The sequence below is a fragment of the Amycolatopsis sp. NPDC051372 genome, assembly GCF_040682095.1.
Classification (GTDB): domain Bacteria; phylum Actinomycetota; class Actinomycetes; order Mycobacteriales; family Pseudonocardiaceae; genus Amycolatopsis.
Genome location: NZ_JBFBAF010000008.1, coordinates 122,885 through 136,264 on the forward strand (window position 1 = coordinate 122,885; position 13,380 = coordinate 136,264).

Sequence of the window (13,380 nt, forward strand, 5' to 3'; positions counted from 1 at the left end):
CGGAGACCCTTGCTGGCAAGGAGAATCGTGATCGTGCCGTGTCCGGGCCCGTGCGGTTTCGTGGTGCGGCACGCGTTTGTTAACGGCCTCTGTAACAAGGAGTCCGTGAGTTCTTCCCGTCGACGAAAGAGGAACCGACAGCCGTGAACGACTACCCCTACGGTGACCTCCGGGAGTACCTGGCCGAGCTGGACCGCCGCGGGCTGCTGGTGCGCGTGAGCCGGCCCGTCGACAAGGACACCGAGCTGGTTCCGTTGGTGCGCCTGCAGTTCCGCGGACTGCCGGAGGCCGAGCGCAAGGCGTTCCTCTTCGAGAACGTGACCGACGGGTCCGGGCGGCGTTACGACGGCACCGTGGTGATGGGGGCGTTCGCGTCCTCGCGCGCGGTGTACACCACGGCGCTGGCTGCGAAGCCCGACGAGGTGGCCGGGCGCTGGGCCGCGGCGCTCGCGAACCCCGTCGAGCCGGTGGTGGTCGAGACCGGACCGTGCAAGGAGAACGTCCTCACGGGACAGTCCCTCCTGGACGCCGGCGGCGTCGACGGGTTCCCGCACCCGATCTCGACGCCCGGCTTCGACCCGGCGCCGTTCCTCACCGCGCCGTACTGGATCACGAAGGACCCGGAGGACGGCACGTACAACGTCGGCATCTACCGCGGCATGGTGAAGGGCCCGGACCGCATCGGGCTGCAGATGGACACGCCCACGCAGCACATCGCGATCCACCTCGCCAAGGCGCGGCGCCTCGGCAAGAAGCTCGAGGCCGCGATCGTGCTCGGGGCGGTGCCCGCGGTCGGGTTCGCCGGCGCGCAGAAGATCCCGTTCGGCGTCAGCGAGTACGCCGTGGCCGGCGGCCTGATGGGCCGCCCGCTCGAGGTGGTGCGCTGCGAGACCGTGGACCTCGAGGTGCCCGCGCACGCGGAGATCGTGCTCGAGGGCGAGATCGACCCGGAGCACCTGGAGCCGGAGGGTCCCTTCGGCGAGGCGAGCGGCTACATGGGCCCGCAGACGACGTCGCCGGTGTTCCGCGTCCGCTGCATCACCCACCGCACGGCGCCGGTGGTGCAGGCGTTCATCAGCGAGTTCCCGCCCAGCGAGTCGACGTTGATGCGCAAGATCGCGTTCGAGAACGTGTACCTGCGGTTCCTCAAGCAGGCGTGCAACATCAACGCGGTGCAGCGCTTCGTCACGCACGAGAGCGGCACGTGCAACATGTTCTTCGTGATCCAGCTGAAGAACCCGACGCCCGGCCAGGCGCGCCAAGCGCTGTACGCCGCGTCCGGGTACGAGGCGTCGATGGGCAAGACGATCATCGCCGTGGACGACGACGTCGACCCCGAGGATCTCAGCGCCGTGGTTTGGGCGATGAGCTTCCGCATGCAGCCCGCGCGCGACGTCACGATCCTGCCGGGCAAGCTGCCGCGCCTCGACCCGTCGGCCGCCGAGGACGGCAGCCTGTCCTCGGCGCTGCTCATCGACGCCACGCGCAAGCGCCCGTACCCGCCGACCTCGTTGCCGGCCAAGGAGTTCATGGACCGAGCGCAGGACCTGTGGCAGGAGCTCGGCCTGCCGGAGCTGTCACTGGCCGAACCGTGGCACGGTTACGAGCTCGGCGAATGGTCCGACGCCGACCGGCACCGGGCGGCAGAAGCGGTGCAGGGTCGCTACGCCTCGACCGAGGAGTGAAGCTGTGTCCACAGTGGGCCTTAGTGGTCCACTGTGGACTTACTCGGCGACGTCGAAGAGCTCCACGGCCCGGTCGTCCAGCAGCGGCACGATGCCGCCGAGGACGAGCCGCTTGAAGTGCTCCGTCTCGCGGTGCTCGGCGAACGCCTCCCGCGAGACGTAGCGCTCCAGCAGGACCACCGATCGCGGGTCGTCGAACGAGCGGTAGACGTCGAACGCCAGGTTGCCCGGCTCGGTCCGCGCCGCCTTCGCCAGCTGCGGCACCAGCGCGGCGACCTCGTCCTCCTTGCCGGCGGACACGATGTAGCGGGCGATCACCTGGAGCTGGGGCATGCTCGGTCTCCTCGCGGTCTGGTGTAGTGATGGCTTCAGTTCCGGGGCGGACTGTAGTCGAGGTGCGGGCCGGGCGACCCGGTTCTGTGGCCTGCCTCGCGTCCTCGATCATGAGCGCAAGAAGCAGCAGACCGCGCGGCTGGTCTCCGACGTCGCGATCGGGCTGTTCGTCGAGCGCGGCTTCGGCGAGGTGACGATCGCCGAGGTGGCCGAGGCGGCGGACGTCTCGGAAGGCACCGTCTACAACTACTTCCGCACCAAGGAAGACCTGGTGCTGCCGCCCGGCGACGCGTCGCCGAAGCGGCTGGCCGGCATCGTCGCCGAGCGCGCCGTCGGCCGGTCCGCCGCCCGCGCAGTGCTCGCGCGCCTGCGGGAAGTGATCCGCGGCCGGGAGCGGACCGTCGGGCTCACGCCCGGGTTCGGGCGCGTACTGGCGCTGATGCCGGCGACGCCGTCGCGAGCGGGTGCGGCTCACGCGCTGCATCTCGCCGTTTCGCGAGTTCCGGCCACCGCCGTCGACCTCGGCTCGCAGCGCCTGCGCGCACACGACCCCACTGCCGACGCGGACACCGTGCGCGCCCTACTCACCGCCATCGCGGCCGGCTGCGCCGACGCCCCCGACGAGGGACGCCACTTCCGCTGGCTCACTGCGCCCCGCAGCACGGTCGTCAGCGCGGGCTTCGCTCACCGGGCAGCAGCGCGCGGTCCTCTTGGAAGCCTCGAACCGCCGACTGGCACGCGAGGCGCTTCGCTCCCACGACGCGGCTTCGAGCACGGTCAGGAAATCCGGCACCACGAACCTGGCACCGGACCCGGGGTACTGGTCCCGCCGCAGCGTCGAGGTATGGTGCTAATCGAACACCTGTTCCCATCCTGGGTTCGGGTCCGGACACGCTGTCTCCCCGCGGCGGTTTCACGCGAGCGAGGGCAGTGCGGTGGACCAGCAGGATCAGCAACACCGGCGAGGCGGCTTCAACAACCCCCTCATGCGGTGGTCGGAGCTGGAGCGGATCGCGGCGGGGCGGGCGCCCGTGCGGGGCGACGGCGGGGACTCGCCGGCGTGGTCGCGCAAGCGGGAGGGGTACCGGGCGCCTGAGCGGTTGCGGCCGTGGGCGGACGTGGAAGCCGACGGGCGGCGGGTGCCGTACGCGGAGCTGCACCTGCATTCGTACTTCTCGTTCCTCGACGGCGTCGCCTCACCGGAGGCGCTCGTCGAGGAAGCCGTGCGGCTGGGGCTCGACGCGCTGGTGCTCACCGACCGCGACGGGATGTACGGCGCCGTCCGGTTCGCCGAGGCCGCGCGCGAGATCGGGGTGCGCACGGGCTACGGCGCGGAGCTGTCGCTCGGGCTGCCGGCGCCGCAGGGTGGCGTGGCCGACCCCGTCGGGACGCACCTGCAGGTGATCGCACGCGACATCAAGGGGTACGGGCACCTGTGCTCGGTCATCTCGCGTGGGCAGCTGGCGGGGGAGAAGGGCCGCCCGGTGCTCGCGCTCGATGACGTGGCCGACGAGCTGCGCGGCCACGTCCTCGTGCTCAGCGGTTGCCGCAAGGGCGCGGTCCGCAGCGCGCTCGCGCGGGGCGACGACGCCGGGGCGGCCGCGGCGCTGCGGACGCTGGCCGAGCGGTTCGGCCGGGAGAACGTGGCCGTCGAGCTGCTGGAGGAAGGCTTGCCGCTCGATGCCGTGCACAACGATCGCCTCGCCGAGCTGGCGCGGGAGCTGCGGCTGCCGACGGTGGCGTCGAACAACGTCCACTACGCGCGGCCTGAGCAGGCCCGCCACGCCGCGGCCGTCGCGGCGATCCGGGCGCGGCGGTCCGTCGACGAGCTGGAGGGCTGGCTACCCCCCGACGGCACGGCGTTCCTTCGCAGCGGCGCGGAACAAGCCGGCCGCTTCGCGCGGTACCCGGGCGCGGTGCAGCGGGCCGCGCTGCTGGGGGTGGAGTGCGCGTTCGACCTCGCTTTGGTGGCTCCGAAACTGCCGCCGTTCGCCGTGCCCAAGGGGTTCGCCGACGAGGACGACTACCTGCGCCACCTGACGTTCGAGGGCGCCGCCGCGCGCTACGGCGGCCGCGCGGACAACCCCAAGGCCTACGCCCAGCTCGACCACGAGCTCGCGGTGATCCGGCAGCTCGGGTTCCCCGGCTACTTCCTCGTGGTGTGGGACATTGTCAGGTTCTGTCGGGAAACGAACATCCTCGCGCAGGGCCGGGGTTCGGCCGCGAACTCCGCGGTGTGCTTCGCGTTGCGAATCAGCCACGCCGACCCCGTGAAGTGGGGGTTGTTGTTCGAACGTTTTCTCGCCCCCGAACGCGACGGCCCGCCGGACATCGACGTCGACATCGAGTCCGACCGGCGCGAGGAGGTGATCCAGTATGTCTACGCCAAACATGGTCGTTTTCACGCGGCGCAGGTTGCGAATGTCATCACTTATCGTTCGCGTTCCGCCATCCGCGACGCCGCCAAGGCGCTCGGGTACTCCACTGGCCAGCAGGACGCGTTCGGCAAGCGGGTGGACCGCTGGTCGTGCGTGGCCAGCGGCTCGACGCCGGGGGAGCAGGGCCACGAGATCCCCGACGACGTGCTGGAGTGCGCCGCCTGGCTGGAGGACACGCCACGGCACCTGGGCGTGCATTCGGGTGGCATGGTGATCGCGAAGACGCCGGTGTCGGAGATCGTGCCGGTGGAGTGGGCGACGGCGGCCGACCGCAGCGTGCTGCAGTGGGACAAGGACGACTGCGCCGCGATCGGGCTCACGAAGTTCGACCTGCTGGGCCTCGGCATGCTGTCCGCGCTGCACTACATGATCGACCTCGTCGCCGAGCACCACGACGTCCACATCGGACTGCACGACCTCGACCTCGCCGACCCGGCCGTGTACGACATGCTGTGCGAGGCCGACGCGGTCGGGGTGTTCCAGGTGGAGTCCCGCGCGCAGCTCGGCACCCTGCCTCGCCTGCGGCCGCGCAGGTTCTACGACCTCGTGGTGGAGGTCGCGCTAATCCGGCCGGGGCCGATCCAGGGCGGTTCGGTGCACCCGTACATCCGGCGCCGGCGGGGCGAGGAGGAGTGGTCGCACGCGCATCCGCTGCTGGCGCCGGCTTTGGAGCGGACCCTGGGCGTGCCCCTGTTCCAGGAACAGGTGATGCAGATGGCGCGCGACGTCGCGTCGTTCACCGCGGCCGAGGCCGACCAGCTGCGCCGGGCCATGGGCGCCAAGCGCTCCAGCGAGAAGATGCGGCGGCTGGCGGGTCGCTTTTTCGAGGGCGCCGCGGCCAACGGCCTGCCGGTCGACCTCGCCGCCCGGATCTTCGAGCAGATCCACGCCTTTTCCGGCTACGGTTTCCCCGAGGCGCACTCGATGTCGTTCGCGCTGCTCGTGTATGCGTCGGCGTGGTTCAAGCGCTACTACCCGGCCGCCTTCTGCGCCGGTCTGCTGCGCGCGCAGCCCATGGGTTTCTACAGTCCGCAGTCGCTCGTCGCCGACGCGCGCCACCACGGCGTCGTCACTCGCTCGCCGGACCTCAACCTCTCCCTCCCCCACGCGACGCTGGAGTCCTGTTCGGACAGTACCGGCGGCGTCGCGATCCGCCTGGGACTCGCCGGCATCCGCTCGGTGGGCCAGGACGTCGCCGACCGCATCGTCGCCGAGCGCGACGCCGGCGGCCCGTTCGCGTCCATCGGCGACCTCGCCGAACGCGTCCAGCTCGCTCGCCCGGTCGTCGAATCCCTCGCCACGGCAGGCGTTTTCGGCGACCGCCGCTCGGCGCTGTGGGCCGCCGGGCCCGCCTCCGCCACACGGCCCGACCACCTGCCCGGCCTCTCACTCGGCCACCACGCGCCCCCGCTGCCCGGCATGACGACGTTCGAACTGGCCACCGCCGACCTGTGGGCCACGGGCATCACGCCGGACCGCCACCCCGTCTCGTTCCTGCGCACCCACCTCGACACCCTGGGCGCCCTTCCGGCCGCCTCACTCCTGTCGGTCCCCGACGGCACCCGCATCCGCGTCGGCGGCGCCGTCACCCACAAACAACGCCCCGCCACCGCAGGGGGCATCACGTTCCTCAACCTGGAGGACGAAACGGGCATGATCAACGTCATCGTGTCCGTCGGCGTATGGCGCCGCAACCGCCGCCTGCTGCAGAACCACTCGGTGATCCTGGTGCGCGGCATCGCCCAGGTGGGTCAGGGCACGGTCTCGGTGGTGGCGGACCACCTGGCGGCCCTGGACTTGACGGGCCTGGCCTTGAAGTCCAGGGACTTCAGGTGAGGCTCTTCGCCTCGGCGATATGGCCGACGACCTGGGGGATCTCGAACAGGTTGCCGGTGTCGCCGGTGTGCAGGAAGGCCACGTTGCTACCGGCGGGGATCCGGCCGGTGCGGGCGTGATCGAGCAGCCCCGCCAGGCCTTTGCCGGTGTAGACAGGGCCGACGAAGATGCCTTCGGCCCGTGCCAGTTCGCGGATGGCGGCCGTGCTTTCCGGGGAGGGGACGGCGTAGTCCTCGCCGATGAACCGCTGGTCGACGTCGATCTCGGCGCGGATGGTCGCGTCGTCGGGCACCGGCGCACCCAGCGTGGCCAGGACCGCTTTGGTCCGCTCGACGATGACGCCGGGGTTCATCCGGTCGCCGTCGTCGTACGGCAGGATCGAGATCGAGCGGAACCTCACCGGATGCCGCATGGCCAGCTTGGCCGCGAGCATTCCCGGTAGTGCGGTTCCGGTGCCGATCGTGTGGTAGACGAAGTCGAGTTGGACGCCCGCGGCGTCGGACTGTTCGAGCAGCTCCCGGAACGTCACGGCGTGCGCGACGAACGCGTCGGGGTGGGTACCGCCGGGACCGACGATAAAGACCTTGTGGCCCTGGGCCTCGAGTTCGGTCTTGCGGCCCTCGATCGCGTCGGCGACGCGCGCGGCCGGTTCGGGGTCGTTCCAGACGTCGCCGGTGAGGTTGATGACGTGCGTCTCGACGCCCATCGTCTGGTTGAGCAGGTAGTTGCCGCGAGACTCGGCCAGCTGCCCGTGCCGGGGAACATTGCGGGTCAGGAACAGGATCGGCGTGATCCGTGCGCTCAGGCACGCCGCCGCGAACTGCAGACCCGAGTTGGTCAGGTATGCGCCCTGGGTGATCAGATGCGTCACCCCGGCATCGACGGCCCGGCCCAGGACGAACTCGGCCAGCCGCATCTTGCTCCCGCTGATCGCACTGGGGCCCGCCAGATCCTCGCGCTTCATGAACAGGTTGACCCCGTACGCCGCCGACAGGTTCGGCAGGGCGTGGAACGGCGTCGGATAGAACCCGATCCGACGCCGGGGCAGCTTGCTGATGGCAGAGTCGAGGTACGTGAAGTCCATGCAGTCCAGCGTCGGGCACCTGCAACATAAGAGCAAACGATCGTTTCTGCTCGATCCATTAGCTGCACTGAAGTCCATGGGCTGGACCTTCGACCCGCGTCATCTGCGGACCCTCGAGGCCGTCGTACGGCTCGGCTCCTTCACTGCCGCGGCCGACCATCTCGGCGCACCCAACCTCGTCGCGTCCGGTCTGGGCGTCGCGCTCTTGCCCCGGCTGCTCCTCCTGGACGCGCCTGCCGGTGCTGTGGTCCGCCCCATGAGACAGCACAAACTCCTCCGCCGCCTCTACACGTGCCGCCTCGACACCAGCGGCGTGACTCGGCGCGAACCTACCGGAGGAGTGACGCGTCCGTGGTCGCGAAGTGGGCGACCGTCCCGGCAAGGGCGGCGAGGTAGTGGCTCAGGACCACGCGGTTGACGTTGTCGAGACGGTCGCAGGCCTGGTGGTAGCAGGGGTCGTACCGTTCGTCGGCCGCCCCGCCCCAGGACTGGGCCTGTGCCTCGGATTTTTCCTTGTGGTCGCCGTTTTCCGCGCCGCCGGAAGGAATGCCGGCCTCGATGAACGGCGATTCGTCGTCGCCGACGAACTCGATGATCTCCGGTCGCACCCCCGTCTTCGCCAGTTGGCCGGCGAGGGCGGCGGCGACGGTGGCCGAGCCGGGCGGGCCGGTGGCGGACTCGTCGTCGCCCACCCCGCCCTGGGCGAAGTAGCCTCCGTTGGGCGAGGCCACCATGTCCACGTTCAGGTACAGCACGATCTTGTCGCGATCGTCGGCGGAAAGGCCTCGAACGTAGGCTTTCGAACCTTGGGAACCACTCTCTTCAGAGCCGAAGAACGCGAACCGGACCGCGTTGCGCAGCGGCGCCGAGGGCCCCAGGCGGCTCGCGATCTCCAGCAGCGTCGCGACGCCGGAGCCGTTGTCGACGATGCCCGGGCCGTCCTCCACCGAATCCAGGTGCGCCCCGATCACCACCACGTGGCCCGGGTCGCCGGTGCGGGTCTGCGTGACGACGTTCCGCACCGTGGTCCCCTCGCGACCGCGCCGCCCGGACGCCTCGTAGGTCGGCGTGCTGACGTCGTAACCGGAGGCGCGGAGGGTGCCGGCGACGTAGTCGACGCTCGCGTCGTAACCGGGCCCCGGCGAAGCCCGGTTGCCCCCGTTCTCATCGGCGATCTTTTGCAACGCCGCGAGATGGACGACGGCTCCGGCATCGGTGACCGAGCTCTTCAGCTGCTGAGCCACCGGGCCGTCCACTGCCGAGACGTCCGGTTCCGGCGGCGCCTGGGCGGGGGAGGAACAGCCGGCGGCCACGACACCCGCGATCAGTGCGAGGGTAAGTCTTCTACGGTGCCGGGCTCGTTTCAGTGACCGCATCACCGTCGCTCCTCGTCCGGCTCGCACCCCGAGCCTGTCTTCAGGACGTGCCTCTTCCGAGCTCCATCGTCGCGAACCCGCGCGGCCGGGGCACCGCACGGCGAAGGTGAGATTGTCGCGGCGCGTCAGCCTTCGACGAACCTCACCGTCTCCTCGAGCGGCGCCCGCCCCGTGCGGCCGAGGTCAAGCGACGTGTCTTCGTGGCCTATGGACATCCCGCAGAACAGGATGAGGTCCTCCGGCGGCGACACGATCTCGGCCACGGTCTTGGGGAACTTCGCCCACGCCATCTGCGGGCAGCTGTGCAAGCCTTCGGCGCGCAGCAGCAGCATGACGGTCTGCAGATACATCCCGGCATCGGACCACTGGGGCCGCCCCATGGTGGGGTCGAGGTAACAGAACAGGGCGGCCGGGGCGCCGAAGCAGTCCCAGTTCGCCGCGGCGGCGCGCTGGCTCGCCTCGACGTCCTCGCGGGAGATGCCGAGCGCGCCGTAGCGCTGCTTGCCGAACGCGGCGCGACGGTCGGCATACGGCGACTTCAGCGTGGCCGGGTACTGCTCGTACTGGGCCTCGTCCCACGCGTCCCCGCCCGCGATCCGCTCGCCGGCGCGCTTCTTCAGCTCCGCCAGCGGCGCCCCCGTCACCACGTACACGTGCCACGGCTGCAGGTTCGACCCGGACGGCGCAGCCGCGGCCGCCGCCAGCACCCGCCGAAGCACCTCCGGCGCGACCGGCTCGTCGGTGAACCCGCGCACGGCCCGCCGGCTCGTGACTGCCTCGTAGACGTCCATGGGCCTCCCTCCCCGTCCCAGATTGGTGTCTACTGAAAAAGTATCATTCAATACTATATTGGCGGCAGTCTCTGACCGTGTGCGGACGCTTACACGATTACGCGGCGCGGACGAGCGCCTTCACTGCGACGTCGACGTCACTCGGTCCAGTGAGGCGGCCCAGGGAAAGCCGGATCGCCGAGAGCGCGCGCTCCGGCGCGACGCCCATCGCGGTGAGTACGGGCGAAGGGGAGTGGACCCCGCTGTGGCAGGCCGACCCGGTTGACGCGGCGAGCTCCGGGCAGGCGGCCAGCAGCTCGTGCCCCCGGACGCCGTCGATGCTCACGTTGAGCGTGTTCGGAAGCCGCCGCGCGGGACCGTTCACGTGCACGCGACCGGGCAACGCGGCGGCCAGTCGGTCGTGGAGCGAATCCCGCAGGCCGGCCAGACGGGCGCCTTCCGCCGTGACGTCGGCCGCCAGCTGCGCGGCGGTGCCGAGCGCCACTGCGAGGGCGACGTTCTCGGTGCCGGCTCGCAGACCACGCTCCTGACCCCCGCCGTAGACGACGGGTTCCAGCTCGACGCCGCGGCGCACGTACAGTGCCGCTGCCCCGCGCGGCGCATACATCTTGTGCCCGACGATCGTGAGCAGGTCGACCCCCAGTCGCGACACGTCGACCGGGATCTTCGCGCACGCCTGCGCCGCGTCGCAGTGCACGAGGGCGCCGTGCTCGTGCGCGATCGCCGCGAGCTCGGGGATCGGTTGCAGGGCACCGGTCTCGTTATTGGCCGCCATGATCGCCACCACGATCTTGGCCGAGGGAATGCGCACAGCGGCTTCGAGGGAGACCAGTTCGACGAGTCCTTTGTGGTCGACCGGCAACACGGTGACACGCGTGCCGTGCAGCCGCGCCATCGCGCGCGCCGTCTCCAGTACGGACGGGTGTTCGGTCGCCTGGACGACCAGGTGCGCGTCCGAGCCGGCCACCGCGCCTCGCAACGCCAGCAGGTTCGCCTCGGACCCCGACGCGGTGAACACCACCTCGTCCGCCTGCGCCCCGGCGAACTCCGCCACCTGCTCGCGCGCCTCCTCCAGCGCCCGCCGCGGCACGGTGGCGTAGGCGTGGTCGCTGGAGGGATTGCCGAACCACTCGGCCCAGAACGGCAGCGCTGCCTCCACGACCCGCGGGTCGACGGGCGTGGTCGCGTTGTAGTCCAGGTACACCGGCGCGGGCTGATTCACCGAGTCCTCCACGGATCAAAGGAGGAGCCTAGCCCCGGTAGTCCCGGTAGGTTGGGCCGCGGCGAAGGGGGATTCCGATGGCGACGTACTCGATTTCGGTCCGGTTGCAGCGCACGACGGTCGAGGAGGCCTACGTGTCGGTGCCGGTCAGTGAGGCGGTCCTGCGGGACGGGCCGGAAGCCGACGGCTCCATGCGCCTCGACCCGGAGAAGGTGATGGCCGCGGCCGTCGAGCTGGGCCGCGCGGCGGAGTGGTCGGCGGAAGACCTGCGGGTCACGCCGCACCCGATCCAGAAGCCACGGCCCGGCGCCGGGCAAAGCTGACCGCTCTCACTCCGCCCGCGAGCAAGCCTCCCCGAACTCCAGTGCCGGGGTCGTGTCGTCGGCGCCCAGTGTCAAAACGGCGGAGCGAACCCGCGCGGCAGTGGCGTCGTCGGTGACCAGGGCCATGTTCGCCGCGTACTTGGCCGAGATGTCCTCGACGGACAGTGGCCGCTCGGCATGACCGCGGTTCACCTGCTCGCGCCGGAACAACCGGCGGCCGTCCCGCAGTGTTACCTCCACCGCGGCCGAATAGGCCTCCGGAAACCGCGATTCCGGGTCATCCGCGAAGTCCACCCGGTCGGCGACCGCGTGGATGGCGGGGTCGGCGAGCGAGTCCTCCGTGAACTCCGCCAAGGTGAGACGGCCGCGGGTCAGGCAGGCGCCCGCGATGTACGGCACGCTGAACTTCGCGTCGTACAGGTCGCGTGGGCGGCGTTTGCGTTCCGCGGGCTCGAAGACGGCCGCCGCGGCGGTGGGGTGGATGAGGCAGCGGATGTGTTCGACGTCGTCGGCCGTGAAACCCTCGTCCGCGCGCAGGGTCAGCAATGCGTCGGCGAAGCCGTGGCTGAAGTGGCAGCTCGGGTACGGCTTCACACCCGTCGTGAGCAGTTCCCAGCGGGAGCCGAGGTCGGCGGTCAGCGCGTCGGGGTCCCAGGAGCGACCACCCAGGTGGGTGGCATAGAGCCCGTACCGGCCCTCGTAGACCCGGCCCGGCCCCGGCCAGCCCGCTCGGGCGAACGCCGTCGCCGTCAGGCCCGAAGCGGCGGCCCAGCCCGGGTGGAGGCGTTTCGTCCACGCGCCGTCCTCCAGGAACTCCAGGATCCCCGACGCCATCGAGCCCACGATCTCCTGCGCGCCCGCGATCCCGGCGGCGTCGAGGCCGCCGAGTTTCGCCGCGGCCACCGCGGAGCCGAACGCGCCGGCGACGCCGGTCGGGTGGAAGCCTGCGTCGTGGAAGCCGCCGTGCGCCGCCAGCCCGACGCGGGCGCTCACCTCGATCGCCAGCACGTAGGCCACCAGCAGTTCCCGCGTCGTCCGCCCGGCCGCGATCGCGGCGGCCAGCGAAGCGGGCAACGCCGACGCGGACACGTGCACGATCGAGCCGATGTGCGTGTCGTCGAAGTCGTGGCCGTGCACGAGGATCCCGCCCAGCATCGCGGCGTCGCGCGCCGGCAGGCGGTCGCCGACGGCGAGTACGGGCTGGTCACCGGAGCCGAGCAGGGCGAAGGCCTCGCGGGCGCGACGCGCGAACGGCTCGTCCGCCGCGCAGAACGCGAGCCCCACCGCGTCGAGCGCGAGGTGGCGCGCCTGCTCGACGACGGCAGTGGGCAGGTCTTCGAACCGGACGCCGGCGGCGAACTCCCCGAGCCGGCCGGCGAGCGTGGTGGTCGGGTGCATGCCCAGCAGTGTGCAGGGCTCGATCAAAAGCCGCAAGGCATATGTCGGACGTTTAGTCTTCCATCTTTTCGTACAACGGCCGCAGGCTGTGCAGGTGCTCGCGCGTGAGCCGCTCGGCCGCGTCGGCGTCGCCGTCGGCCACGGCGCGGTGGATGTCGACGTGGTCGGCGTCGACCTGGTCCCACACGTCGCGCGGGACGCGGTCGCGGTGCAGCCGGCCGCGCAGCACGTCGTTGATCGGGCGGCACATCAGGTGCAGCAGCGGGTTGCCGGTGATGGCGACCAGCGTCGTGTGGAAGTCCCAGTGCACGACGAACCCGCTCGACGGGGCCAGCGCCGACGTGCTCGCCGTTGCCCCCGCCAATGCCTCCAGTCCTGCGGCATCGGCTCGCGAAGCCGCCAGCCGCGCGGCCAGCGGCTCGAGGATCAGCCGTGCCTCGAGCAGGTTCTCCACGCTCATGTCCTGCGCGTTCACCAGCAGCCCCAGCGCGCCGCCCAGGTTCTCGGCGACGCTCAGCGCGTCCGGGCTCGACACGAACGTCCCGCCGGTCGCGCCGCGCGTGGTGTCCACCAGGTTCTGGCTCGCGAGCAGCCGCAGGGCCTCGCGCACGGTGCTGCGACTGACCCCGAACAGCCGGGCCAGGTCGGCCTCGTTGGGCAGCCGGGTGCCGGCGGTCAGCTCCCCGGTGAGGATCTGGTCCTTGAGCTGGTCGGCCACCTGGCGGTACGCGGCCTGAACCCGGCGCACCCGCAGGCCGGCCTGCGTGCCGGCGGTCTCGCTCATCGGTTTCCCCTCGGTTCGAAAAGCTTGGTCCCCGAAGCGTAGGACATCGGGAACGAGTGCGGCACCAGCTGCGCGATTTAAATGTCTGAGGTATTGCCAACCGCAGGTCC

At 70.9% G+C, this 13,380-nt stretch carries 11 protein-coding genes; 4 read left to right on the forward strand and 7 right to left on the reverse strand.

Annotation, left to right across the window (positions count from 1 at the left end):
- The first annotated feature begins 143 nt into the window (after positions 1–143).
- A complete protein-coding gene (locus tag AB0M56_RS14530; protein WP_364175273.1) occupies positions 144–1,685 on the forward strand; it encodes a UbiD family decarboxylase in 1,542 nt (513 codons plus the stop codon).
- Positions 1,686–1,724: 39 nt separating this feature from the next.
- On the opposite strand, the gene AB0M56_RS14535 is transcribed toward AB0M56_RS14530, so the two are convergent.
- Positions 1,725–2,018, reverse strand: coding sequence for a putative quinol monooxygenase (locus tag AB0M56_RS14535; RefSeq protein ID WP_364175276.1), 294 nt, complete (start codon positions 2,016–2,018; stop codon positions 1,725–1,727).
- Here AB0M56_RS14535 and AB0M56_RS14540 point away from each other — a divergent pair.
- Together AB0M56_RS14540 and AB0M56_RS14545 are read left to right on the forward strand one after the other, a co-directional pair.
- Entirely contained in the window at positions 2,017–3,114 is a 1,098-nt protein-coding gene (locus tag AB0M56_RS14540) for a DUF3037 domain-containing protein (RefSeq protein ID WP_364175279.1), read from the forward strand. The two genes, AB0M56_RS14535 and AB0M56_RS14540, sit on opposite strands and share 2 nt — an antisense overlap.
- Positions 3,005–6,292 carry an error-prone DNA polymerase gene (locus AB0M56_RS14545; protein WP_364175282.1) on the forward strand — a complete coding sequence of 1,096 codons (3,288 nt, stop codon included), beginning with the start codon at positions 3,005–3,007 and terminating at the stop codon, positions 6,290–6,292. Before AB0M56_RS14540 ends, AB0M56_RS14545 begins: the two co-directional genes overlap by 110 nt.
- Here AB0M56_RS14545 and AB0M56_RS14550 read toward each other — a convergent pair.
- The 4 genes from AB0M56_RS14550 to AB0M56_RS14565 form a co-directional block, all read right to left on the reverse strand.
- The gene (locus tag AB0M56_RS14550) at positions 6,285–7,454 is read right to left on the reverse strand and encodes a pyridoxal-phosphate dependent enzyme (protein ID WP_364175284.1); all 1,170 of its coding nucleotides are present in this window, start codon (positions 7,452–7,454) and stop codon (positions 6,285–6,287) included. The two genes, AB0M56_RS14545 and AB0M56_RS14550, sit on opposite strands and share 8 nt — an antisense overlap.
- A 251-nt stretch (positions 7,455–7,705) precedes the next feature.
- Positions 7,706–8,752, reverse strand: coding sequence for a M20/M25/M40 family metallo-hydrolase (locus tag AB0M56_RS14555; RefSeq protein WP_364175287.1), 1,047 nt, complete (start codon positions 8,750–8,752; stop codon positions 7,706–7,708).
- Between the two features lie 125 nt (positions 8,753–8,877).
- On the reverse strand, positions 8,878–9,543 hold the full coding sequence (locus AB0M56_RS14560; RefSeq protein ID WP_364175290.1) for a nitroreductase: 666 nt from the start codon (positions 9,541–9,543) through the stop codon (positions 8,878–8,880).
- Positions 9,544–9,640: 97 nt separating this feature from the next.
- The gene (locus AB0M56_RS14565; protein ID WP_364175293.1) at positions 9,641–10,765 is read right to left on the reverse strand and encodes a cysteine desulfurase family protein; all 1,125 of its coding nucleotides are present in this window, start codon (positions 10,763–10,765) and stop codon (positions 9,641–9,643) included.
- A gap of 77 nt (positions 10,766–10,842) precedes the next feature.
- Between AB0M56_RS14565 and AB0M56_RS14570 the strand changes: the two genes are divergently transcribed.
- Positions 10,843–11,088: a hypothetical protein gene (locus tag AB0M56_RS14570; protein WP_364175296.1), complete on the forward strand. Its 246-nt coding sequence runs from the start codon at positions 10,843–10,845 to the stop codon at positions 11,086–11,088.
- A gap of 6 nt (positions 11,089–11,094) precedes the next feature.
- On the opposite strand, the gene AB0M56_RS14575 is transcribed toward AB0M56_RS14570, so the two are convergent.
- Both AB0M56_RS14575 and AB0M56_RS14580 read right to left on the reverse strand, forming a co-directional pair.
- Positions 11,095–12,486, reverse strand: coding sequence for an MmgE/PrpD family protein (locus tag AB0M56_RS14575; protein ID WP_364175299.1), 1,392 nt, complete (start codon positions 12,484–12,486; stop codon positions 11,095–11,097).
- 52 nt (positions 12,487–12,538) lie between these two features.
- Complete coding sequence (locus AB0M56_RS14580; protein WP_364175303.1) at positions 12,539–13,270, reverse strand: FCD domain-containing protein; 732 nt, start codon at positions 13,268–13,270, stop codon at positions 12,539–12,541.
- Positions 13,271–13,380: the final 110 nt, after the last annotated feature.